Annotated in this window: 21 protein-coding genes; 3 read left to right on the top strand and 18 right to left on the bottom strand. The window is 51.4% G+C overall.

Annotated elements, in window-relative coordinates; translation table 11 throughout:
• Window positions 1–11 precede the first annotated feature (11 nt).
• Window positions 12–2375 carry a TonB-dependent receptor gene (locus DUE52_RS07605; protein ID WP_114405387.1) on the bottom strand — a complete coding sequence of 788 codons (2364 nt, stop codon included), beginning with the start codon at window positions 2373–2375 and terminating at the stop codon, window positions 12–14.
• A gap of 110 nt (window positions 2376–2485) precedes the next feature.
• Complete coding sequence (locus DUE52_RS07610) at window positions 2486–2860, bottom strand: hypothetical protein (RefSeq protein WP_114405388.1); 375 nt, start codon at window positions 2858–2860, stop codon at window positions 2486–2488.
• 201 nt (window positions 2861–3061) lie between these two features.
• Here DUE52_RS07610 and DUE52_RS07615 point away from each other — a divergent pair, with 201 nt between their 5' ends.
• Window positions 3062–4189, top strand: coding sequence for a hypothetical protein (locus DUE52_RS07615; RefSeq protein ID WP_133299783.1), 1128 nt, complete (start codon window positions 3062–3064; stop codon window positions 4187–4189).
• 104 nt (window positions 4190–4293) lie between these two features.
• Here DUE52_RS07615 and DUE52_RS07620 read toward each other — a convergent pair whose 3' ends face one another.
• The 6 genes from DUE52_RS07620 to DUE52_RS07645 all read right to left on the bottom strand — a co-directional run bounded on the left by DUE52_RS07620 (window position 4294) and on the right by DUE52_RS07645 (window position 10642).
• Entirely contained in the window at window positions 4294–4716 is a 423-nt protein-coding gene (locus tag DUE52_RS07620; RefSeq protein ID WP_114405390.1) for a DUF6331 family protein, read from the bottom strand.
• A gap of 300 nt (window positions 4717–5016) precedes the next feature.
• On the bottom strand, window positions 5017–5499 hold the full coding sequence (locus DUE52_RS07625) for a transposase (protein WP_114405391.1): 483 nt from the start codon (window positions 5497–5499) through the stop codon (window positions 5017–5019).
• Window positions 5453–5926, bottom strand: coding sequence for a helix-turn-helix domain-containing protein (locus DUE52_RS07630; RefSeq protein WP_114405392.1), 474 nt, complete (start codon window positions 5924–5926; stop codon window positions 5453–5455). The genes DUE52_RS07625 and DUE52_RS07630 overlap by 47 nt, the downstream gene beginning before the upstream one ends.
• Before the next feature lie 521 nt (window positions 5927–6447).
• A complete protein-coding gene (locus DUE52_RS07635; RefSeq protein ID WP_114405393.1) occupies window positions 6448–6879 on the bottom strand; it encodes a hypothetical protein in 432 nt (143 codons plus the stop codon).
• 195 nt (window positions 6880–7074) lie between these two features.
• A complete protein-coding gene (locus DUE52_RS07640) occupies window positions 7075–9162 on the bottom strand; it encodes a M16 family metallopeptidase (protein WP_114405394.1) in 2088 nt (695 codons plus the stop codon).
• 46 nt (window positions 9163–9208) lie between these two features.
• The gene (locus tag DUE52_RS07645) at window positions 9209–10642 is read right to left on the bottom strand and encodes a M16 family metallopeptidase (RefSeq protein ID WP_114405395.1); all 1434 of its coding nucleotides are present in this window, start codon (window positions 10640–10642) and stop codon (window positions 9209–9211) included.
• Between the two features lie 238 nt (window positions 10643–10880).
• Here DUE52_RS07645 and DUE52_RS07650 point away from each other — a divergent pair, with 238 nt between their 5' ends.
• Window positions 10881–11219 (top strand): hypothetical protein, encoded by a 339-nt coding sequence (locus DUE52_RS07650; protein ID WP_114405396.1) that lies wholly within the window; start codon window positions 10881–10883, stop codon window positions 11217–11219.
• Here DUE52_RS07650 and DUE52_RS07655 read toward each other — a convergent pair.
• The 7 genes from DUE52_RS07655 to DUE52_RS07685 all read right to left on the bottom strand — a co-directional run bounded on the left by DUE52_RS07655 (window position 11216) and on the right by DUE52_RS07685 (window position 17350).
• The gene (locus DUE52_RS07655) at window positions 11216–12397 is read right to left on the bottom strand and encodes a cation:proton antiporter (RefSeq protein WP_114405397.1); all 1182 of its coding nucleotides are present in this window, start codon (window positions 12395–12397) and stop codon (window positions 11216–11218) included. The two genes, DUE52_RS07650 and DUE52_RS07655, sit on opposite strands and share 4 nt — an antisense overlap.
• A gap of 79 nt (window positions 12398–12476) precedes the next feature.
• Complete coding sequence (gene crtD / locus DUE52_RS07660) at window positions 12477–13955, bottom strand: 1-hydroxycarotenoid 3,4-desaturase CrtD (RefSeq protein WP_114405398.1); 1479 nt, start codon at window positions 13953–13955, stop codon at window positions 12477–12479.
• 53 nt (window positions 13956–14008) lie between these two features.
• Window positions 14009–14887: a PE-PGRS family protein gene (locus tag DUE52_RS07665; protein ID WP_229312095.1), complete on the bottom strand. Its 879-nt coding sequence runs from the start codon at window positions 14885–14887 to the stop codon at window positions 14009–14011.
• 111 nt (window positions 14888–14998) lie between these two features.
• Window positions 14999–15664 (bottom strand): hypothetical protein, encoded by a 666-nt coding sequence (locus tag DUE52_RS07670; RefSeq protein ID WP_114405400.1) that lies wholly within the window; start codon window positions 15662–15664, stop codon window positions 14999–15001.
• A gap of 14 nt (window positions 15665–15678) precedes the next feature.
• On the bottom strand, window positions 15679–16341 hold the full coding sequence (locus tag DUE52_RS07675) for a hypothetical protein (protein WP_114405401.1): 663 nt from the start codon (window positions 16339–16341) through the stop codon (window positions 15679–15681).
• 3 nt (window positions 16342–16344) lie between these two features.
• Entirely contained in the window at window positions 16345–17010 is a 666-nt protein-coding gene (locus tag DUE52_RS07680; protein WP_114405402.1) for a hypothetical protein, read from the bottom strand.
• Window position 17011: 1 nt separating this feature from the next.
• Window positions 17012–17350 (bottom strand): PadR family transcriptional regulator, encoded by a 339-nt coding sequence (locus tag DUE52_RS07685; protein ID WP_114405403.1) that lies wholly within the window; start codon window positions 17348–17350, stop codon window positions 17012–17014.
• A gap of 97 nt (window positions 17351–17447) precedes the next feature.
• On the opposite strand from DUE52_RS07685, the gene DUE52_RS07690 reads away from it, so the two are divergent.
• On the top strand, window positions 17448–19274 hold the full coding sequence (locus DUE52_RS07690; RefSeq protein ID WP_114405404.1) for an ABC transporter ATP-binding protein: 1827 nt from the start codon (window positions 17448–17450) through the stop codon (window positions 19272–19274).
• A gap of 15 nt (window positions 19275–19289) precedes the next feature.
• On the opposite strand, the gene DUE52_RS07695 is transcribed toward DUE52_RS07690, so the two are convergent.
• The 3 genes from DUE52_RS07695 to DUE52_RS07705 all read right to left on the bottom strand — a co-directional run bounded on the left by DUE52_RS07695 (window position 19290) and on the right by DUE52_RS07705 (window position 24314).
• Window positions 19290–20345, bottom strand: coding sequence for a zinc-binding metallopeptidase family protein (locus DUE52_RS07695; protein WP_114405405.1), 1056 nt, complete (start codon window positions 20343–20345; stop codon window positions 19290–19292).
• 278 nt (window positions 20346–20623) lie between these two features.
• Complete coding sequence (xrtN, locus tag DUE52_RS07700) at window positions 20624–21685, bottom strand: exosortase N (protein WP_114405406.1); 1062 nt, start codon at window positions 21683–21685, stop codon at window positions 20624–20626.
• Window positions 21672–24314: an XrtN-dependent VIT domain-containing protein gene (locus DUE52_RS07705; RefSeq protein ID WP_165840888.1), complete on the bottom strand. Its 2643-nt coding sequence runs from the start codon at window positions 24312–24314 to the stop codon at window positions 21672–21674. Before DUE52_RS07705 ends, xrtN begins: the two co-directional genes overlap by 14 nt.
• Window positions 24315–24364: the final 50 nt, after the last annotated feature.

Genomic DNA, 24364 nt, shown 5'->3' on the forward strand with positions numbered 1-24364 from the left:
TGCAGTTTAGGTCACTTTGAAAAATTATACTGAATCCCGCCCACCAGCGTCCGGGGTGCTGCGGGCGTATAGGTAGTTCGGTCGGTGGCGTTGTTGCCGCGCGTGGCCGAGGTCGCGTAAAGTTCGTCAGTGGCATTCATCAGATTGGCAAATACCTCAAACCGCCGGAAGGCATACCCCGCCCGCAGGTTGATGACGCTGACACCCCGACCACCGAACGCGCCCCGGTCGTCATACGAAACCGTGTTGATCTGGTTCTGGTACCAGGAACTGATGCGTTGCCATTCCGCCGACATCCGCAACCCTTTGGCCCAGCGTGGTTTATACGTCAGTTCGGTGTTGGCCACCCAGCGCGGGGCCTGCGGCATATCGAAGCCGTTCACGTTTTTTACAGCATCGGAAGCCCGCGTACTCAAGGCAAAATCGACAAACCGGTGGACGGCATTGGTCCCGCCAAACCGGAAAAACCACTCGCCCGACGGACGATACGTGAGGCTGTATTCAATGCCCCGGTGCAGCGTTTTTCCCGCCGACTGGTAGTCCGTGCTGTTGTCGGGCTGGCGAATGTTGAGCAGTTCGTTGCGGCCCTCCATCTGGTAAACCGCCACGTCGATGTACATTTTCCGGTTGAGCAGCGACGCCCAGCCGCCGACTTCGTAGTTGTTGAAATACGCCGGTTGGAGGTTGTAATAAAAGGGAGAATCACCCGGCTGGACGTTGACACGTTTGGTAAAAATCGACGTCAGACCCGGCGGTGAAAAGCCTTTGCTGTAGTTGGCATACAAACCCCGGTCGCGGCCCAGGTCGTAGGTCAACCCCACTTTGGGCGTAAACTGGCGGTAGGCTTTTCGCCCGGTACTCTGGTCGAGGTAATTGTCATAATCGAACGCCATCTGGTCAAACCGCCCACCGAGCGAAATCCGCAGGGCAGACCAGGGATTCAGGTCGAGTTGGGCGTAAATGGCCGAGTTGTGCATGTCGGCTGCGTAATCGGCCAGCAGCAAATCGGGCCGTTCTTTCACCAGTTTATACTGTTCCACCGATTTTTTGTCGGGTCGAAGCTGGACTTCCAGTTCAATCTGGTAGGCGTTATAGGTCGTTGGCGACGCATCGTAGGTCAGCCCGGCCATCACCCGTCCGTTCCAGAACGGCAGCTTCTGGCTGTGCTGGGCAATGAAGCCATAACTGCGAAAGGCATTGACGTTGATCTGGCCTGTCGCTTTGGTTGCGCCACTCGTCCAGCGAATGCCGTAACTCGGGTTCTGGCCAATCGAATTGTCGCGGTAAAAAGCCGTCAGGTAACTATCGGAGCCGTTTTTCCACTGGTGATCGAGCGTCAGCCGCGAGCGGATTGCCTTCACTTTCCGGTACGTAAAATCCGAGGTCGAGGTGTATTGCCGGTTGTAAAAAGCAACGCTGTCGACGCTGCCACCCGTTTGCGAATTGTAGTCGTTGTACGAAAAAGTACCCGTCAGTTTGGTCCGACCCGTAAACGCGTATTCGGCGCGGCCATTGAACGACACTTTGTCGTAGTCGGAGCGGGATTGCCAGCTATTCCGCTGCCGGGCAAAAAAACCGCCCGCATAGACGCCCAGTTTTTTGGTCAACATCCCGCCCCCGCCATACTGCACCCGGCCATAGCCCCACTGATCGCCCTGAATGCCCACCCGAAACGTCGGGACGGCGGTGGGTCGTTGCGTGATAAAATTGATGGCGCCCCCCACGGCTTCCGGTCCGTAGAGCGACGAAGCCGGACCTTTTACAATTTCTACCGAGCTGACGGTGAAGACGTTCATTTCAATCAGCGCATTGTGGTTGAAAACACCCATCGGCCGGATCGGAACACCGTCTTCGAGGTAGAGAAAGTAGGCGCTGGTGCCAAACGGCTGACGAATGCCCATGCCGTGTTGTTCGTTGTTGTAATTCAGCATCACCACACCCGGCGTTTTGTTGATGAGTTCGGCCAGCAAAGTCGGCTTGGTTTCGGCGATCAACGTGGGCGAAAGCCGGGAAATGGCGACCGGCGCTTCGGTCCGTTTCTGGGCTTCGCGGTTGGCGGTCACGACAATCGTTTGCAGATTTTCGACGGCGGGCGCCAGGGCAATACGCAGCGGTTTTTCGGAGGTCGTTACCTCCTGCGATTGAAAGCCAATGGCCGAAATCAGCAGCTTTTCCGTGGCAGAATGGAAAGAAAACTGACCGTTGGCATTCGTCAGCGTGCCGGTTTTGCGGTCTTCCGAAGAGATGGAGACGCCCGCCAGGGGCTCTTTGGTTTGGGCATCGAAAATGGTGCCCTGAATAAGGGATTGGGCGTATAGCCCGAATGGCGCCAAAGTCACGAAAACCGTGACCACGAGCCGGTATAAAAAAGTCATGAAGTTGCTTCGGTTTGATGAAATTGACGAGCAAACCGATGGAAGCCTTCCATCGGTTAAACCGGGAACCTGTCAGGTTTTTGAAACCTGACAGGTCTGACAATAAACCATCAAACCTGCGGAGGCTGGAACAACGAATCCTGTGGGGAGGAATACGATCCCGGCAGATAAGCCGGCAAAACCGTCGTCTGAGCAATGACAACCGGCTGAAATAAAAACGGCAAATTCGACTGATAGAATAATTGAAAATCAGGCGTTTTCTGCACCTGTTCCGTGGTTGCTTTATCCTGCTGCTCCTGTTGAGCGGTCAGTTTTTTGGCGAGAAAACATTGTCCGTCGCAATGCAGCTCCGGTTTGGCGCGGTTTTCGCACAGGACTTTTGCAATATAATCCCTATTGGCATGGTAATACGCAATGGTCCCCCACTGACTGAACAGAGGCAGCAGGGTCGCAATGAGCAGGATGTAAGCCAGTGCAGCGCGCATACGATTTTAAAATCCGCACAATAGTACAAAAAAATGTTGAATCCACCCCGAGGTTACCTATTGACTAAATTGATACTATTTTGTTAATTCGCAAAGCCACCCGTAGATTCTATCGTAACTGTTTTAACCGAAATGAGATTATTGTGCAATGCACTTGTTTTTAGTGTATTTTATTTCTTCTTGCTCCCTGGTTATTCGCAGTTGGCACCTGTTGAGACCAGCGGGGATGCATTGGCGCATGTTTCTTCTTCTCCCGCCACGGCGTGGGGAAACCGGCAGCGGATATCGGTGGTGGTGGGCATGGAACAACAGCTTTTCCCTTCCTATCTGCTGGCGCGCGCGGCTCTGTCCGAAAAGAGTAAAAATTATCGATTAGGCGATGGCGACGGGAACGTGGCGGTTTCTTTTCACAATCCCGGCCTGAACACCTCGGTTCGGGTGGAAGTCGGCGCAACGCCCTTTAGTGAAGCGGCTGTTTATGAGGGCATTTTGCAGGAGCCCGATAAAAACTACGAAATAACGCCCCGCATTCCCTGGAATTTTGAAAAACTGCGCGGTTTGCTGCAACCCACCCCGGTTAATTTCACAGTCACAACCTACATCAACAACGAAAAAGTCGGCCATCGGACGGTGGTGGCCACGATGCGTTCCGTCAACGACTGCCCGTATTATTGGGAAGACGACGAAACCGGTACGGGCGACCTGGATTTGAATTACATGTATGTGGCCTACATCAACGAAGATGATCCGGTTGTGGACGAAGTCTTGAGTCAGGCATTGCAAACCGACATTGTGGATGGCTTCGATGGCTACCAGACCGGCGACAAAAAGCGGGTTGACGATCAGGTTTTTTCCATCTGGTATGCGCTCCAGAAACGGGGTATTCGCTACAGTTCGATCTCCACCAATTCAAGTACCGGCATTTCGCAAAACCTCTACAGCCAGCGCATTCGGACGATCGACCAGACCTGGAACAACCGGCAGGCCAACTGCGTCGATGGCATGGTGTTGATGGCGTCGGTGCTGCGCTCCATTCACATCGACCCGGTTCTGGTGTTGCTGGCCGACCACTGCGTGCTGGGTTACTACCGCGACGCCGAACACAAGGACCTGGCCTGTCTGGAAACCTCGATGATAGGCGATGTCGATTTACGGAAAATCATGTCAGTCCGCCGTCGGAAAGCCTCCCGAAAACTCTTCACCGAAGCCCGTCAACGCGCCCAGCGGCATTACCGTTCCTCCAAAGACTCGTTCGACAAAGACCCCCGCTACCGGTTTATCGTCGTCGCCGACGTTCGGAAATCGGGAATCCGGCCAATTGGGCGGTAACGTCAGCTATGAATAAACCTCTTCAGTAACGGCTAGCAGTTCTTTTAGTAATGGGTCAGCTTGGCTTTGCATAATAGTTTAGTCAATCTTATGATCATTTAACTCTAAGCCCACTGTTTGATTTCTGTTATTAGATAATCCATCAACTCTAAAAAAGAACGCCTTGCAAAATTATAATTGAGCCGACGATAGCTAATTATTTGGGCGTCACTAACAAGTGCTTGCTCTTTGACTCTTTCTAGCTGGCTAACAAGTACCTCTATATCAAGATATTTTACTACCTCAACAATCTCCTCCGGCCAAAGTACAAAAGCATTGATTCCACAGCAGCCAGCTACACACGCTATTTCTGTCTTATTCCAGAATTCACTCAAAGGATCTCTAACATTGCTATATTTAAAAGTAATATCACTAGAGAATGGGCCCAAACGTTCATTTATTTCCAGTATAGAATCGGTGTCATAGTTAAAATCAAGCAGGATTATTTCTTTTTCCGGTCCTACTGAGATAGTATCTAAAGTGGCCATTTTAGTTGTATGCTATTGTACAAGTAAATATGTTTTCCTTTCACCGATAAATGAATCCGTTTATCTTCCCGAAAAACCTAATGTTATACTATATATACAGGTCTATGATTTTCAGTTACCCATCGCTACGGTGCGGTTCTACATCAGGAATGCCGCGTTTATTGTCAACTTATACTAATTCATATTTGAGATAGCGTATTTTTCAGGTATGGAAAACAAGTCAGTGAAACGATTTTTCCATCCTGCTCGAAAAGCTGTTCAACAATAATTTGAATGCGCTCCTGGGCTTGCTGTAAGGAATCAAACACTCGATTTTTCAACTGTTTGCGAACTTCCTTGAAAAAGCGTTCGACCGGGTTTAGCCGCGGTGGCGGACCACTCGGGACAGGCTGCAGGTAATCGCTCGAACACCAGTTTCTCCTTATCAAACAATTCGGGTTTGTGAGCCGTAGCTCCATCGGCGATAAAGAGCGTTTTTTGACCTACACATGCTTGCACTTTAGCGATAAACCAGGCGAATGATGCGCTGTTCAATTGCGGTAAAAAAGCCGCAAAACCTTCCCCACTGAAGGGGCAAAGGGTCAGATAAAGATAGGTGTTTTCGTACCCAATGCGTACTGGAGCCTTTGGGCGATAGCCCATCGGAGTCCATTTGTGACCCAGTTCGGTGCGGGTTCCCGCCCGCAGTTCATCATGAAACAAAATGGCTTCGTCTCTATAATCAGCCCGTAGTTGGCTAAACTTTTTTAAAAAATTCAAGGGCTCCGGGTTCTTGGCGGACATTGACAGGACGACCGATTTTTCGTTTGATTTTGAGTCGTTTACACAAATCACTCACTCCGCCGATGGTGTAGGATACCCCTAAACTGCCCGCTAAATACGCTTGAATATCGGCCAGCGTTTGAGCCTGGTTGTCTACCAGAAATTGGCGTAATCGACTTATTTGCACGCTACTGAGCTTGCCCCAACCTCGGCGGGAAGGCCCAATCATCAAAGCTTCAAAACCACCTTGCTGGTAGGTTTGCCAGAGTCGTTGCGAATGGCGTTGGCACAGGCCAATGACGGCTCCGGCAGCGGCTTGCGAATTGCACTCGCCTGATTTCAGTAAGCGTAAAAATCGGGCTCGATCCCTATTCAAAGCATTACCCCGCCGTTTTTCGGCATCAAGCAGGAAATCAACCTCTTCTTTTATTTTGTCGGTATATTTCATAGCCTAAATATACGCTACATCTATTCTGAATTAGTATTAAGTGCTCACATTGTAATTCCTTCAACAGGCTTTATGAAGTAAACCCTACTCTTATTCGATTACTTATTCCTTACAATAGTAGTCTTAAAACCACTATCATACTTTAAAAACGAAGCCAGACTTTTACTAATTATCTGTTCATTATCATCATAGAAAACTCACTTTTTTAAGTATTTAAAATGAGTTAATAGTTGAGCAATAGTACCCCATAATATTGCATTTGATAACAAGCAGACCAAAACGCCTGCGACGGATTCGGGCCAGGGCAGCCCAACTAAAGGAAAAACAATATGCCACAACACTTTTTGCCAAAGAGCGGTTTCACTAGCCAAAACACCAAACAGTAGCCAGAAAGGAAATAGAGCAGCACACAAAACCAGGTAACAAATAGTATTTAGAGTCACTCCTCCGAGTTGCTTTTGCCAAGTGCGATTAAGCATATATTTTTTCTTGAATCAGTGTACATCATGAGATATAAAGCCTTATCTGGCCTCAATATCCCGGGTATCTCCAGGCAAAATTGATTTCCGAAGGATGCTGTTTAGTGGCATTCCTTGTTGAGTTTGCACGATCAACCGCTTTATTTCGGAACGGTTGATGCCGGGCCACAGTACATAAAAACCACTACCGATATCCTCTTCTAACCCTAATCTATTTTTGTCCTTAAAATACCACATGGCTTCGCGTTTATACGCGCCGTTTTCAAGGTACGAATACTCTATTTTATACATATCTGTAGTGATCCAGTAATACCAGAAATGTAAATGCTCTAATGCTTTTGCATGAGCACCAGCCCTGCTTGGGAATCCGCCAACAGAATGATAGCCAAACTGACTGCATTGCCAAACAAGCAGTACAAGCGGCAAGAATATCACGAAGAAACGCATCAACTTTGTTTTAAAAGCAGCAATCATGTGGCATCGTTATCAAATACCTCACCCAGAACCGACCAAAACCGCCGTTTCCCGAAAACCGTATGCGGGATGCCAATTGAAGAATACTACTTCCTCTTACCAGTCAAGAAAGGAAAAAATATTGTAAAAATTTTCGGTGGCTAACGCACAAAAAGCACGCGCCAGCCACCGAAAACCGTATACCATAAACCGCACTTACTGCACCACAAACTCCTTGTCATCCAGCCCGGTATTCACCACCAGCGACTGGGTTTCCATTTTCATCGTCATGGGGCCCAGATTCTGGGTCAGGGTGTGCGGGAACTTCACGCCGTTCACCTCTTTGTAATTACTCAGGCCAGTATTGATGGCCATTTCACCCTGCGGAGTCTGCTCAATGGCCGTGTGCTGCACTTTCAGGCCGGTTTCGGTATCATAAAATTCCGAAATGGTCTTTTTGCCCAGCGTCACGTCAATTTTGAAGGCGTCTTTTCCATTCACTTTTTCCGTGCCGACAAGGGTGGTTTTGGCTCCCAGCGTCGGATACAGCAATTCAGCGAAAGAAGCATTCTTCAGAATTTCCATCTTGGCTTCTTCGTCCGTCACGTTTTTCGACTGACCAGCGCCTTCCATTTTCACTTTCGTGCCATCGGAAGTCACTTTCTGCACCACCTGCCCCTGTGCCGTTACGGCCAGCGAAAACTTGTTCAGCCCTTTCTGCTTGCTTTCAATGTCTATTTTCGTGCCCTGAATCTCGGTCGTCAGCTTTTGGGTGACATCCTTAATTTTCGCAATGGCGTCTTTCCCGCCGATCGCAGTCACGTATTTTTCGATCACCTGATCCGCCGTCACACCCACCGGCGTGGTCGTCAGTTTGCCGGGAGCGGGCGCTTCCACTTTCGTGCCGTTGACATCGTAATAAACAATGTCGCCAAACCGTCTCAATTTGTCGGCCACTTCGGCGGCTTTCCCCACCACCACAATATAAGCGTGTTCCGGATCGATCAGCTTGGCGGCTGAAGCTTCAACCTGGTCTTCCGTGACGGCATCGACGTTTTTCAGGTAATTGGCAAAAAAGTCTTCCGGCAAATTATAGCGAGCAGTATTGATCGCAAAATTGGCAATCGTCTCGGGGTCTTCCAGCGTGAAAATGAAATTCCCGGCAAACGTGTTTTTCGTACTTTTCAGTTCTTCAGCCGTCGGTTTCGAACTCCGGATCGCTTTCAGTTCCGTCATAAATTCCGCTACGGCACTGTCTGTCACCGCATTCCGCACATTGGCGTTGGCCCGGAAACGGCCCACCAGCCGGTCGCTCGTCAGCGACGAATACGCGCCGTAGGTATAACCGTGTTTTTCGCGCAGGTTGTTATACAAACGGGCGTTGCCACCGCCACCGCCCAGGATGTCGTTGGTCAGGCTGGCCTGAATCGACTCGGGCGTATACGGTTTCAGCACAACCGGATGCGTGATATATACCACCGACTGCACTGAACTCGGCCGGTCGATGAGCGCAATGGTCGTTTTGGCGGGCGGTTTTGGCGTGTCATAATTCGGTTTCGGAACCTCGCCCGGCTGCCATTTGCCAAAGTATTTCTCCACCATCGGGCGCGCTTCTTCGGGGGTAATGTCGCCTACCACGGCCAGATACCCGATGTTGGGCCGGTAATAGGTTTCGTAGAATTTACGGCAATCGTCGAGCGTAATCCGGTCGACGGTTTCTTCCGAATCCGGCTCGCCATACGGGTGGTCTTTGCCGTAAACCAGCATGCTGCTCACCCGCGTGGCAATGGCCGCCGGATTGTCTTTCTGCGACGCCAGCCCGGATTTGGTCTGCTTTTTCAGCTTGTCCAGTTCTTCCTGCGTAAACTTCGGGTTCAGCACCACGTCCGACATCACTTCCAGCATTTTGGGCGTGTGCTTTTTCAGCGACATCGCATAAACGCCGGTTGGTGAGGTGTTCAGACTACCGCCGATGAAATCAACCGCTTCGTCAATCTGGTCTTTCGTGCGGGTTTTGGTCCCCGTTTTGATCAACTGGCTCGCAATGCTGACGTAGCCCGCCTTGTCGCCTTCGCGGATAGGCAGGTAGTCGAACAGCAGACTGAAACCGACGCGCGGCAGTTTATTATTTTGTACCACGAACACTTTCAGGCCGTTGGCGAGCGTAAACGACACGGGTTTGCCCACTTTAATGACCGGTGCCGGGGCATCGGCAGGCAGTTTTGACCGGTCAAGCGTTTGCGCCTGAACCGATAGACCAAGAGCCATCAAGCCCGCAGCCAGAATATAGTTTGCTTTCATCATTCGATATTCAAAATTCGATATTCAGTGTTCGATATTCCTTATTTGCTTATTCCCCCTTGCCCTCTTTTTTAGGCTCCATCGCCTTGGGCAGATAATACAACACCACGCGGTTTTCTTTCGTGAGGTATTTGTTGGCCACCCGGCGCAGGTCTTCCTTCGTCACTTTGTTATACCTTTCCAGTTCCGTGTTGATCAGGTTGGCATCACCCAGATACATTTTGTAGTTGGCCAGGCTTTCGGCAATACCGGCTACACCCGCGTTCTGGTTTACGAAATTGGTTTCAATCTGGTTTTTCACCTTCTGGAATTCGGCATCGGTAACCAGGGTTTTCTTCAATTTTTCGATCTCGGCGTTCATCCCCGCTTCCAGGTCTTCGGCTTTGACGCCCATGTTGGCAATCCCGATGGAAATAAACAAACCAGGATCTTCGGTGGAGAGGGGAAACACCCCAGTTTGAACGGCTTTCTGCTGTTTGTCAACGAGTTCCTTGTTCATCCGGGAGCTTTCACCGGCTGCGAGCAGCGTTTGCAACACATCCAGCGCGTAATAATCCGGATCACCCTGGGCGGGCATGTGATAGGCCTGGAAGACGCCCGGCAGCGAGACGTTGTCGTATACGATGTCGCGCACCTCGGCTTTTTGAACCGGCTCTTTTACAGTCGGGCGATACGGTGTTTTCGTTCCTTTCGGAATTTCGGCGAAATATTTCTCAATCAGCTTTTTCGTATCCTCGGGATTGATGTCACCGGCGATGGACAGAATGGCATTGCCCGGAATATAAAATTCCTTGTAGAAATCCCGGAACTCATCGATTTTGGCCGCATTCAGGTCTTCCATCGAGCCGATGGGCGCCCATTTGTAGGGGTGAACTTTGAACGCATGGCTCAAAACCTGCGGAAAGAACGTGCCGTACGGCTGGTTTTCATACCGTTGCCGCCGTTCTTCCTTCACCACTTCGCGCTGGGTTTCAACGCCTTTTTCGTCGACTTTGGCGTGCAAAAGCCGCTCCGATTCCATGTACAAGCCCAGTTCCAGTTTGTTGGATGGCAGGATTTCGTAATAGAACGTCCGGTCGGTGGATGTGTTGGCGTTCAACTGCCCCCCGGCGCCTTTTACTATTTTCATGTATTCACCGCGCTTGATGTTATCGGAGCCTTCAAACATCAGGTGTTCGAAAAAGTGGGCAAACCCCGAGCGACCCGGTTGCTCGTTTTTCGAGCCGACGTGGTACATCATCGTGACGGCCACCAAGGGCGTTGTATTGTCCTGATGCAGAATCACATGCAAGCCGTTTGGTAAATCGTATTCAGTAAATTTGATGCGTGCCGCCGACTCGGTCGATGGGGCTTTCGGAGCGGTCGAAACCGTGGCGGCCGGTTTGGGAGCAGGCCGTCCGGGAGTCGATTTCTTGGGCGTTTGCGCCACCGCCGACCAGAGCAGGCACTGGCTTAACGCAACGTAAAGCACGGTTTTTTTCATAGAGTAAGAACACTAAAATGTAGGTTATGACAACGCCGGGAATCCGGTCTTTCTCAAATATACAATGTTTTTTTCGGAGGGAAACAGATCGGAAATAACCGGGTCGTAAAGTTTGTCAAAAGGTGAAAAAGGAATGGTGAGCGGTTTTATTTTGTTACCTGAACAACTTACCTTGGGTATTAGCAGACAACGGATGGGGCGTGGGAAAGCCCTTCTGCTCTCTTTTTAAAATTGCTCTATGATTATCGTTCGCATACCGTTTTTGTGGGTCAGTGGCATGGCATTATTTCCGTTCGTATTGGTACGGACAAAACGCCCGGATGCGGTTTTGCTCCACCACGAACGCATACACCTCCGCCAGCAACTGGAACTGGGCATCCTCCCCTTCTATGTCTGGTATTTGCTGGAATACCTGATCCGGCGCTGGCAATACAACCATCATTATGATGCGTACCGCAACATCAGCTTCGAACGTGAAGCCTTTGATAATGAGCACAATCTGACGTACTGGAAAACGCGGAAGTGGTACGGTTTTCTGGCATATCGTACCGGCAACCCTTCGGGAGGTGCCGTTTAGTCCGCAGGGGTGTCATCCCGATAACTGATGACGCCCACCATCATGACCAACGCCGTCAGCAACACCACGGCCATCAGAATACCGTCGCGGAAACCCACCAGTTTGAGATTATCCGGAATGCTGAGGTACAGCAAAACCGTAATCAGCCCGCGCGGGGCGATAAAAACCACCGGGTTGATACTGCCCGGTAATGACAACCGCAACACGCCCGTCCGGACGGAATAGAGAATCAACAGGAGTAAAAAACTCACAATCAGCGCGTCAGGTTCAATCAGGGTATAAAAATCGGAGGCATAGCCAAACAGCAGGAAGAAAAATGTCCGGACAATAAAAGCTCCCTCGGCCGTCAGGTTTTTGAACTGATCCAGTTCTTTTTCAAACAGCTCATTTTTAAAGATTCGGTCGAGCCGGCCCCGGATGAACAGTTCAGTGTTGTTGAGGAATAACCCAAAAACCAAAATTAGCAAAAGCGGGGAAAGCTGGTAAATCCGACTGACGGCGTAAACGAGAAAAAGAACGGAAATGATCGGCAGGAATTTGATCCGGTGGCTGATTTTACTGATCAGATACAGCAGGAAAAAGCAACAGATCAGGGAGATAATCACCATGATGATGGTGTCTTTGGCAAACGACAAAATCGACAGAATACCACCGGAAGCGTTGTAAACCAGAAAATTAAAAATCATGACGCCCAAAATATCGGACAGCGACGATTCGTAGACGACAAACTCCCGGCTCGTTGGGTTCAGGTTGTTGCTGCCCGGAACGGCCACGGCACTACTGATGACGGCAAACGGCGTGGCGGCTACCAGACACTTGAAAAACGACGCTTCCATCAGCACATAAAACAGCGAGGCCATGAGCAGCGACGTGACCAGAATGGACGACAGCGATGCCCAGAAGGCCCGGCGGATCATTCCCAGCTTCTCCCCCGTCAACTCCAACTCCAGTGCGCCTTCCAATACGATCAAAATCAGCCCCAGGGTCCCCAAAGTCGGCAAAATGGTGTCGACATACGGCAGTTGAAACGCAAAATAATTCGTCACCTGCCGCATCAACATGCCCGACGCCAGCAGCAAAATCACCGACGGCGTTTTGTAACGGCTGCTGAGCAAGTCGAACACGTACGAAAGGAGAACCGATAAACTGAAAATGATAATCAGGTACGAGGTATCCATGCCGTCGAGTTTCAGTGCAAAGCTTGCAATATACGGTTTTCAGCCTTTCGGAGGTTAGCTGAAGGGATTACCAGACAACTTATAGCAAGTCCGTCGCAATTTTAGCCGACAGCAAACAGAGCGGAATGCCGCCCCCCGGATGCACACTGCCGCCAACAAAATATAGGTTTCGGAACTGGTGCGAGAAGTTAGCGTGGCGCAGAAAAGCCGCAAACCGGTTGTTGGAACTGTTGCCGTATAACGCGCCCTGCGAACTTGAGGTGCGGTTTTCGATCTGGATGGGGTCTAAAATGGCTTCGCAGGCAATCAGGGGCGCGATGTCGACACCGAGGTTCTGGCTCAGTTTTCGAATGACGTTCTGCCGGGTTTTGGCAATCAGAGCCTCCCAATCCTGGCCCGTATTGTTCGGCGCATTGATCAGAATAAACCAGTTTTCGCAACCCGGTGGCGCATCGTCCGGTTTGTGTTTAGAGGTGATGTTGAGGTAAACCGTGGGGTCGTCCGACAGCGTTTTCTGATTGAAAATGTGGTCAAATTCGGCGCGGTAATCAGAACTAAAAATGATGTTGTGCAGGCCCAGTTCCGGAAATTTCCGCTTGATTCCCCAGTAAAAAATCAATCCGGAACTGGATTTCGGCTGCCGTAAAATCCGCTCCGGCTGCCGGGCGTTGGGCAACAGCCGCCGGAACGTGCTGACGACGTCCATGTTGGAAATGACGACATCGTAGGGTTTTGGTTCGCTTCGCATACCGTCTCCATTCCCGGTTCTGACGCCCACAATCCGTTCTCCTTCCGTCACCAATTCCGTCACCCGCGTGTTGAAGTGAAACCGTACGCCCAGTTCTTCCGCCAGCCGGACCAGGCTGTTGGTGATGCCGATCATGCCTTCTTTCGGAAAAAATGCCCCGATGTTGTATTCCAGGTGCGGAATGATGTTCATCGTAGCGGGCGTCTGATAGGGGTCGGAGCCGTTGTAGGTCGCGTAGCGGTTGAAAAGCTGAACGAGTTTGGGGTTTTGAAACCGCTGTTCATTAGCCCGGTTCATGGTTTTGAACACCTCCAGCTTCGGCAAATTCAGGTAGCCGTACAGCGCGTCGCGGTTGAACCAGGTCGATAGCTTGTGCAGCGAGCGGTGCAGAAACAGTTTTTCGGTGATGCGGTATTTGGCCGCGCTGTCGGCCAGATGCGCCAGCAGGTGATCGGCGGGCTCGCCCAGTTGGGTTTCTACTTCGTGGGCAAAACCGTCGCGATCAGCCCAGGCGGTCAGGTGCGTGTGGTCATCCCAGAAATACCGGCAAGTCTCGTCCAGCCGACTGTACTTAAAATAATCGTCAGGATTTCGGCCCGCCAGCCGGAACAGGTCTTCGACCAACTGCGGCATGGTGAAGAGCGACGGCCCGGCATCGAACCGAAAACCGTCGAGCGAAAAACCGGACAATTTACCGCCAGGATAGGCATTGGCTTCGAACACATCGACGCGGTAGCCTTTGACGGCCAACCGAATAGCAGCGGCAATGCCGGCAATGCCGGCTCCAACGATGGCAGCGGTTTTAGACAAGACGATGGGGTTTTAAGCGTTTCGAACCGGGGAGTCTCCCCTGCATCAACGTCCTATAACCGTTTGTAGTAGTTTAAGGTTACCGACGCCTGGCTTCCTTTTTCGGGCAGGGTGTAGTAGCCATTGCTGTTTTTATCGAAACAGATGGTTTCGCTCTGGATGCCGAGCGGGTCAGTCGCCAGGGTTTTAAAGCTGTTTTTTTGCATCGCATCCGCCAGCGATTGCCCGCTTTTGCGACGCCAGTGATACGCACCCAGGTAGGAGATCAACGCAATTTCGTTGCCATCCGCCGAAACGCTGCCACCCGTAATCAGCGTCAGGGGTAGTTCGCCGTAATAGTCCGCCTTCATCTCAACGCTCGTGCTTTGGGGGTATGGCAGCCGGTAGATGCGTACTTTTTCTTCGGCTTTGCTCACGATCCAGAGATCGCGGGTTTGGGGGTCGAGCAGGATCGCTTCGGCATCGCGGGCACCGTCGGCATACCGAAAGCTGATTCGTTCAACGCCGTTGACGGATTCGTTGGCATTTTTCGGTTCCGGAAACCGGTAGATATAATTGAGATCGTTTTGCTTGAGGTTATCGCCGATGTCGGCCAGATAGAGGTATGAAACCCCGTCCTGCGGCCCCGGCCCGATGGCCAGATCTTCCCAGTCACGGTTGGAGGCACCCGGTATCGAAAACTGCTTTTCCACCTTGCCATCGGTGGTCATGAGGTTGATTTCGGCGGGATTTCCACCGTCCTCCTGCACCCACAACCGACCATCCATCGAGCGACTGGCAACCATGCCCGATGCTTCATCGACCTGCCCCGGCTGAACAGCAAATTTCTCCGGACTGGTCGAAAACCGGTCGGAACTGGACGAGTTGGGCGAAATAATTCCGCAGGAGCCAAGGGTCAAAAGCAGGCTGACGGCCAGATAACGAAGATACATGCGTTTTTTACAAGGTTGTATGCTACAAATAACGCGAAATCGGACGCATAAAGGTGTAGAACCCCGAGAATTTTGAGTAAGCGTGTCGGCGCACTCAAGTCTGGGGCTAGGCTAGTGAGCGGTTTTGTAGCTAAAGTTTTCGCGGTAGAGTTCCATGAAGGTGAGTGTATAAATAAGAAGAACACAAGCTAAACCCGTTGAAATAGATGGATGCATTAGAAGAAACGGTGTTGGCTTATCCTCATTATTTAGAAAAAATGGTAACATATTATTAAACTGTAAAAAAGCCGTTGGTATATTAGCACGGCTATTCATGTATTGCCATGCAAGCTTTCGAGTATCGGTATGACGATGCTCCTTTCGGACAAGGGCATAGATCAAAATTAATCCTGGAGATAAAAAGAGGAATTGTGTTACAATATAAATAGTCTTTGGGCCTAATACAGTCGATAATTGATAAACCAACCCGCAAATAAACAGGGTTCCAATAACCGTCGGCCAGCGGAAATAACTCTTCAAAATTTCCAGATGCCGACTTGAAATCTGTTTGCGAATATTTTTGATAAATTCTTCCTGAATCTGTTGCAATCCAATACCTTCGCCCAGTTCTTTCCAGGCATTCGCACTAGCATACTCGAAGACTTGCCCTGTCTCCATCTTCTGCTCCGTCAGCATCGCATAGTGGTCCAGAAGTTCATTTTCGACTTCCTGGTACTCAATATGAGCCAGCGTGCGGAGGTCCTGACGAAGTAGGGTGAGGTGGTGTGGCGTGAGCATGGTTCTTCAATAGATTAGTAAGCAATTTTGTAGCTAAAATTTTCGCGGTAGAGTTGAATGAAACTCATCGAATAAATAATAGCGATGGAGCAGAGAATGGCACCAATACCCGCATTTATTTGCAAGGGGCCTTGCACTCCAAAAATCACACCTGTGGAACGCATATTCAGAAAGAAGCTAGCACTGTTTAATAAAATCCCCGCTCGATAACTCAATGAGTCCCAAATAATCTTTTTAGAAGTACCGGCCAGTTCTTTCTTTTTATAGTAGCAATACTGAACGACAGCCATTTGGATAAATACGGAGAGTAAGAGAATTAAGAGAAGTACATCGTCAGCTAAAATAGGTATAACGATATACACCAGAACCCCAATCAACAAGGTTGTCAAAACCGTCGGCCAGTGGAAATAACTCTTCAGAATTTCCAGATGACGGCTTGAAATCTGTTTGCGAATATTCTTCTCGTAATCCCGCTGAATGGCATTCAAACCGGGTCCGGCCCCCAACTCTGCCCAGGCATTCGCGCTGGCATACTCGAAGAATTGCCCTTTCTCCATCTTTTGCTCCGTCAATGTCGCATAGTGGTCCAGAAGCTCGTTTTCGACCTCTTCGTACTCGATGTGAGCCAGCGTGCGGAGGTCCTGACGAAGAAGGGTGAGGTGGTGTGGAGAGAGCATAATCTAAGATTGTACGCTTTTCAATCGTTTGCTTTTGTACTGCATTAAGAGTTCAAGGGTGCTGACTTCGTACAAAAAGAATACGATACAGATTAACGTAGTCACGGCTGGATGTAAGTTCAACAAGATTTTATCCGGCAGAAATAACCGCAGGTAAAAAAAGCTTAAAAACAAAGCATTAAATCCCTGCAAGACGAGATTAACCTGCTCATTTCGACCAAATCCGGATTTGTGCCAGGACATCAATCGCCTGAACGCAAAGAAATAAGTGATCAATGCGACAGTGGCGAGGGCAAATCCCACATAATCCGATTTCAATGAAAGCGGAAACATCACATTTAAACCATACAGAACCAGGCTGGAAAGAACGGTAATACCCAGTCGTGGCATTTTAAAATAGCTGATCAGTATGGATCGAAGCAACCGGATGTGTCCTTTCGCCTGATTAGCGTGATAGTCTTCCTCCATCTTCAACAAACCCTTCCGTCCACCGAAACCTTTATGGATATCGCTCATCGCCAGTTCAAACGGAACGCCCGTTGTCAGCTGCTCCTCGATGCCGTTGGCGTAATGATCGGTTAGCTCATCAATCAGGTCTTCGTTGAGAAGCCAGTTTTCTTTCCGCAGATGGCGGTCAATTGCCGTGAGTTGTTCGTTTGTCAGTGCCATATCAAATAGCCGGTTTTAAGGTCAAAAGCCGTTGCAGATTCTCCAGCATGATGCCTAGTTCCGAAATCCGGCTGACGGCTTCGGTATGGCCGTCTTTCGTCAGGGAATAGTATTTTCGCGCGCGCCCTTCCACCACCTGCGTTTCGGTCGTCAGCAAGCCCTCGGCTTCGAGTTTGTGCAAAGCGGGATAAAGTGCGCCCTCCGTAATCGCCATCTGCCCCGCCGTCAACGCTTTCACCTTCTGCGTGATTTCATAGCCGTACATGCGTTCCTGTTCTTCCAGTAGTTTCAGGATTATGACGGACAAACTGCCTTTAAGTAACTGCTGATTGCTGTTCATGAGGGCAAGTATACAAAAAACATCGGTATACCTACAAATCTTAGGTATCATTTTTCAAACTGGGTAATCCCGGTTTCAGCCGCTATCTTTGCAGGCAATGAAAACCTATTTTCGCTTACTTTCTTACGCCAGACCGCTGGGTCGTTTTCTGACGCCCTTTTTGCTAACCTCCATGTTAGCCAGCGTATTTGGTGTGCTGAACTTTACGCTGCTGATCCCGCTGCTGGATGTTCTTTTCGATAAAGTCGACCCGGCCAAGTTACAGGCCCTGCTCAGCCAACCCGCTCCGAGGCTGTCGTTCGAAACCTCGCCGACCGAGGTTTTTCAATATTACTTCGCGCTTTTTTTCCGGCAATACGGCAAACTCGGTGCCTTGCAGTTCGTCTGCGGCATTGTGGTGACAACGGTCCTGCTCAACAACTTATTCAAGTATCTGTCGGTCCGGCAACTGGAGAGCTTCAAAGCCCGGATGGTGGCGCGGCTGCGGGAGACGGTTTTTACAAAAGCCATTCAGTTGCACCTCGGCTTCTTCTCGAACGAACGCAAGGGCAACCTCATCGCCCGCACCATCACCGACGTTCAGGAAGTCGAAAACTCCATCGCTAACAGCCTTTCGGCGGCTTCCAAAGAGTTTTTTCTGCTGATTGCCTACATCATTGCCCTGTTCAACATTTCGGCCAACCTGACGTTTTTTGCGCTGCTGGTCATCCCGGTTTCGGGCGGTTTTATCGCCATGCTCGTCCGGCGAATGAAGCAGGACGCCCAGGCCGGCCAACAGCGGCTGAGCGGCATTCTGAGCCTACTCGATGAAACCTTTGGCGGGATGCGTGTCGTGAAAGGGTTCAACGCCGAGGGCTTCGTGACCGAGAAATTCCAAACCGAAAACGATGGTTACCGCCGGGCCGTCCGCTCGCTGGCCAACCGGCGCGAACTGGCGTCGCCCTTCTCCGAATTCATGGGCATTCTGGTCGTCGCCATCATTCTGCTCTACGGCGGTTCGCTGATTCTGACCCAGCAGTCGGAATTATCGGCTTCGGATTTCATTACCTTCATTCTGATTTTTTCGCAGGTAACGCGCCCGGCCAAGGAGATTTCCAATGCTTTCAGCGGTTCGCAGCGCGGGATTGCGTCGGGCGAACGGGTGCTGGAACTGATTGATACTGTGCCGCTTATTCAGGACAAACCCAACGCCCTTACGCTGCCCGGTTTTCGACAGAACATCGAAGTCCAGAACGTGTCCTTTGCCTACCAGCCCGACCGGCCGGTTTTGAAGGGAATCAGTTTTACGCTGGAAAAAGGCAAAACCATTGCCCTCGTCGGGTCGTCGGGGGGCGGAAAATCGACCATCGCCGACCTCATTCCGCGTTTCTACGACCCCACTGCCGGGCGGATTCTGATCGACGGCGTGGACCTGCGCGATTGTACGATGCACTCCCTGCGCAACCTGATGGGAATTGTGACCCAGGAGAGCATTCTGTTCAACGACACCATTTTCAACAACATTGCCTTTGGCAGCGAAGCCACGGAAACCGACGTGATGCGGGCGGCCGAGATTGCCAATGCCCACGATTTCATCCTGGCCCAGGCCGATGGCTACCAAACCGTTATCGGCGACCGGGGTGGGCGGTTGTCGGGCGGACAGCGGCAACGCATCAGCATTGCCCGGGCGGTGTTGAAAAATCCGCCGATTCTGATTCTGGATGAAGCGACGTCAGCCCTGGATACCGAATCGGAGAAACTGGTTCAGGAAGCCCTCACGCGCCTGATGGCTAACCGCACGACGCTGGTGATTGCCCACCGGCTCAGCACGATTCAGCACGCAGATGAGATTCTGGTGGTGCAAAACGGGGAGATTGTCGAGCGCGGCACGCACCGGGATTTACTGGAACTGGAAGAAGGATTTTACCGGCGGCTCACGGTGTAAAACCGCCTGCCGGCCTTACTGGCGGGCCTGGTAACAAATCTGATGGATAAAACTCAGCTTTTCCAAAACGCCCGGCGGAATGATAAACGGATAAAGATCCTGGTGGCCCATGCTGCGGTTCAGATTGTTCATGGCAAATGACAGCGGCCCCCACAGATCCATCAGCGTTTTGAAATCTTCCGGATCATAGGGGTCGATTTTTTCTTCCTGCGCCATGCTCATCGAATCCATAACCGGCTGGAATTGAACGCTTAGCCCAAAGGCATAAGCGGTTTCGAGCGTATCCAGAATGTGCAGGTAATGCGCCCAGGTTTCGGCCCAGTCTTCCCAGGGGTGGGCGCTGGCGTAGGCGCTGATGTAGTTCAGATTCCAGCCCGCCGGAGGGCCCTGCTGGTAATGGTCCCGCAAGGCATCTTTGTAGATCTCCCGTTCGTCGCCAAACAGCTCCCGGAACTGGTCGATCCGGTCGGTGTTGCGGATCAGACGATCCCAGTAATAATGCCCGATTTCGTGCCGGAAATGACCCAACACCGTGCGGTACGGTTCGTCCATTTTCTGGCGGGTCATTTCCCGTTCAATGTCATCGGCTTCCACGATATTGATGGTAATCAGGCCCCGCATGTGACCGGTTCGGATTCGTTTCTGGGTTCCGTCGGCCAGAAAATCGAAGGAAAGACCCCGTTCCGGATCAGCCGACCGGCCAATAACGGGAAGTTTCATGCGCCGGAGCGAATAAATAAGCCGGTGCTTGGCGGTTTCGATCACTTTCCAGCGTTGCAGATATTCCGGTTTACTCAAGTTTGGAATGGTCCGGTTCAGCGTGCAGGCTTCACAATAGCGCGATTGTCCATCTTCCACCAACCAGTTGCAAACGCCGTACTGGTGGTTGGCACAATAGCGGTAAAGGGTTTCGCCCTGGTTATAAATCCGGAATGTATCGGTGCCTGCTGCCTCCAACGGCAGCAGTTCCAGTTGCCCGGCTACAAAGCCAAGCGGGTATTCACACTGGGTACACCGACTGTTTTCAAAATAAATCGGTTCTCCGCAGTGTGTACATTTAAAAAGTTTCATACGATAATAGACTCAGGAATCTCAAAACTCCTCATCTTCTAATCCCTAACCTACTCTAAATTACTTTCTCTTTAACGTCTTTACGGCAAAATGGTTCGATAAACGTCCTTATTATTTGGTGTAATAATGCAAAAAATTAAAAATTCTATTACAGCTTTTTATCTTACAATCAGAAAGTTACTAATAATTATAACATAGAAACATTCAATTATACGCCTGTTACCCTTATTTTCGCATCATTCTTCTTTGAATCAGATTCTACTCCTGATGAAGACCGTTCAATACCACTCACGAACGGTTTTCGCCAGGTCGGCGGGTCGGGCTACGGTGACGTTCACCAGCGCAAAAGCCGGTTCGCCCCGGAGCATCCGCCAGCGAAAATCGAACTGGCCGATGGTTTGCTGAACGCCGTTTGTAAACCACCAGGCGGTATACAGCCGTTCGCGCCCCCGCTGCAACGACCCGACGTAAATCCGGTGGCCGTCGATCACTTTTTCCGCGACGGCCCCAAACACATATCCGCTGCCTTTCCAGCACACCAGCGGGCTGTGTTCGGCACTGTAGGCCGTGCGAACCGGTTTGACGTACACCAGTGACCCGGTCTTGCTGTATTGGGTAAACCCATGATCGAGTTGGCGAGAAACATAGCCGGACGGAACATCAACCGCCACCGGTGTAACCGGCTGGCTCCGCTGAATGACCCCAAAACCGGCCAGTACGAGAACGCCATAAACCGCTGCCAGCCGCACCCAGACCCGGCCCGAATGGGCAGGCAACGGTTTTCCGACCCGACTATAAAGCCGCTGCAAGCCCCAGGTCAACGGAACGAGCAGGTACAGGGACAGACACGCCAGACCGACCAGATCGTGCAACGGGTCTTCGGGCGCAATTCGGAAAACGACCAGGGTCAGAATCCGCAGCAGGTTGGTCAAAATCAGTAGCGCAACCGTTCCAACCGCCACCAGAACCAGCCAGCCGAACGAAAGCTGCATGCGCGTGCGGTTTTCCAAATGAACGACCAGAAATAAGCCCGCCAGCATCGACAAACCCGTCATCTGCAAGCCCATGCAGGCCGGATCGATGGCAAAATCGACGCCATTCAGCCGGATCAGATTGCCGCTCACGGTCGCATCGGCACCCAGCGTCTGTAAAATCGCGACGACCCACGCACTCAGTTGCAAGCGGATCGGAAAACCAAAAACCGTCGTTAGCCAGCGCAAACCGGGCGACGCCAGCGCCAGACCGCCCAGCACGGCCATCCACCGGCGACGGGCTGGCGTCAGCAGTACATAAACCGCCAACGCCAGCCCCATGAGGAAGGTCAGATCAAAGACCCACATAACTGCCTTTTTGCCAGAGATAGAAAACCCATACCACGGCCAGAATCAGCAAAACCCATTCGTGCGGTTCGGGAACCGCGCCGGTATTTTTCAGGGTCGCATTGTCCAGCCCGTCTTTTGATTTTTTGATTCCAAACCGGTCGTAGTCCTGCTGCGTTTCCAGCACAATCAGGCTCGAAACCGGGGAAACGATGTTGGCTTGCTGCGCTTCGGCAACAAGCGAGTCCGTCGCATAATCCGGCTCGAAATACCGCGTTCCCAACTGGTTTAGCAAGTGATTATAAGCATACAAACGAAACAAATGATCGGGTGCGTTGGGAGCTGACGGTTTTGCAGTCACCTCTGCCGTTCGGGTGATGCGGACACCCGACTGCGGCAACGAAACTGACTGTTCAGATGTTATTTGCCGGATAAACTGCCTGTTTTTCACCAGCGTTTGTAGCTCCGAAACCGTACCGTAATCCGTTTGAAGAATGCTCAGTTCGCTCAGCGTTTTCACCAGATCCGACGGTTTTGAGAGACAAAACGTTCGCAAGGCGGGGCGGTTTCTGGCCTGCGTCTTCAGCGTTTCGGCGTAAGTACTCCCGGCCAGATCACTCAGTTGCGGCCCGATTTCGGAGCCTTTTGTCACCAGCAAAACCACCGCCGGATTGGGAATTTGATGGATCGGAAAGACACTAAACCGCTGTTGTAAAATTCGTTCGGTCAGTTCGTCGCGGTTGGCGTTGGTCAGTTGAACCAAGCCTTCGTCATACACCCAGACCGGGCGGTTTTCGGCTATTTTCAGGACTTCATCGATGTCGGTTTCCGTCCAGTCCTGATTCAGATCCAGAAAAACGGCCTGCGGGTTGAATCGTTCGGTGATCGTCCGCGCGGGTTGCAGGTGGTACGTATGCCCATCGAACCGAAAACCGCCCGTTGCCAGCTTCGGCGCGTCAAAGCGAAATTCCCAATACCGCTGGTAATTCGACTCGCTGATCTGTTGTTTTTCGACCGGTTTTTCAAAAAATCCGGGTTCGAGAAAGTCCGGCCACGCCGGATTTTGCGGTTTCTGCGAAAAATCGATTTTTACGGTTTCGGTGGCGCCCTGCCCATCGGGGCCTTCAAACCAGGCGTTTTCATACACCAGTTGGGGCGGCCCGACCAGCCGGTTTTCCAGCCGCAGGGGCGAGGTGATGCCGATTTTAACCTGCCGCGCGTCGCCCACCGGACACGGAAACACCCGCACCGTTACGCGGTTTCCTTCTCGCCAGTGAACCACCGACGGATCGCGCTCAGGGTCGCGGTTTTCAACGCCAACAATGGTGCGGTAGGCCGTATCGGCTTTCGCTTTGGTGGTCAGAATTCCTTTTTCTTCCCGCCCATTGATCCACAATGACAAGGAGGTAACGACCGCCCCCTGCGGCAGGTGAAACGTGTACAAGGCTTCCTGCGATAACGATCCACCGTTCTGTATGTGAAGCGTTTTTTCGGCATAGGCCAGGCGGTATTCGGGGTAAATCCGGGCTTGTGTCAACACGTTAGTCGTTCGCAGATTTGAGCCCGACCGAAGCCGCTCTTCGGTTTGGTGCCGGGAGGTATACAGCGTTCCGATGAGTTTCTGCACGTCCTGATTCCAGGCTTCGGCCGGTTTTCGGTACGCCGACGCGATAAACACCAGGGGGTCGTGCCGTCTCAGTTCATCCTGACGTCCAAACACGCTGTTCATCCGGCTCCCCTGCTGGCTGTAGATCGACCCGGTTTTCAGATACCGCTCCGTAATCCAGTCGTTCGGAAGTTGCTGCGCCAGCAACACCCAGGACGGCAGTTCGTCGTCTTTCCGGGCCGTAATCGCGTTCGATGCATACCGAATCCGGGTATCGATTTGCGTCCATTGGTATAAAAACCAGGAGATAACGACGAGCGGCACGAAAAAACCGGCGATGATAGCCGGACGCCGGTGTTCGTGCTCATTCCAGCTTCGTTGAAGAAGCCGACCCAGCGCGATGGTGATGAGCAGGGGGACGAGAATATGTCCGCCGATGCCCAGCAGGATGATTCCAAAAAGCCCCAGGTGGTAATACGGAGCCACATAAACCGTCTGGTAAAGAAACAGACACCAGACCACGGCCAGGCCGAACACCAACGCCTGCTGTCCCCGAACCGAAAGACCATCCAGCCAGGTGGAACCTATCATCAGAAAGCCTGCAAAAATCAACATCACTTTCAGCCACGGAACCGATTCCTGAAACACCGGTATGTCCCGGTTCAGCGCATAGGCACTGATCAGCCACAACACCAGCATGAGCATACGGGCCGGGTGCCCCTGGGGTGGCTGCGTATAGAGATTCAACTCCTTACTCGTCAGAATCCAGGCGGTATAAGCAATGGCAAGCCCGTAATGGAACACGAAAACCGTCATGTGGGCGGGTGATCCGTTTCGGGTCACGTAATACTCATAGAGGGCAAACAGGGTGGCCGAAACCGCCACAAACCCGAGTCCCCAGCGGAAGGTCGGCTGCCGGAAAGCCAGCCACCACCAGGGTGTTTGATCGGTTAAAGGATGAATCACTTCGGGTTGTTCTGTTGGCTGGAAAGCGGGGGCGGTTTTAGCCGGTTCGCTCGTAACGGGCGTTACAGGTGTGCTCATTCTTCTATATTTAAAAAGTACTTTGTAAATCAAAGTAAAAAGCACAGAAT

The sequence above is a fragment of the Larkinella punicea genome, from assembly GCF_003334855.1.
GTDB classification, from domain to species: Bacteria; Bacteroidota; Bacteroidia; order Cytophagales; family Spirosomataceae; genus Larkinella; species Larkinella punicea.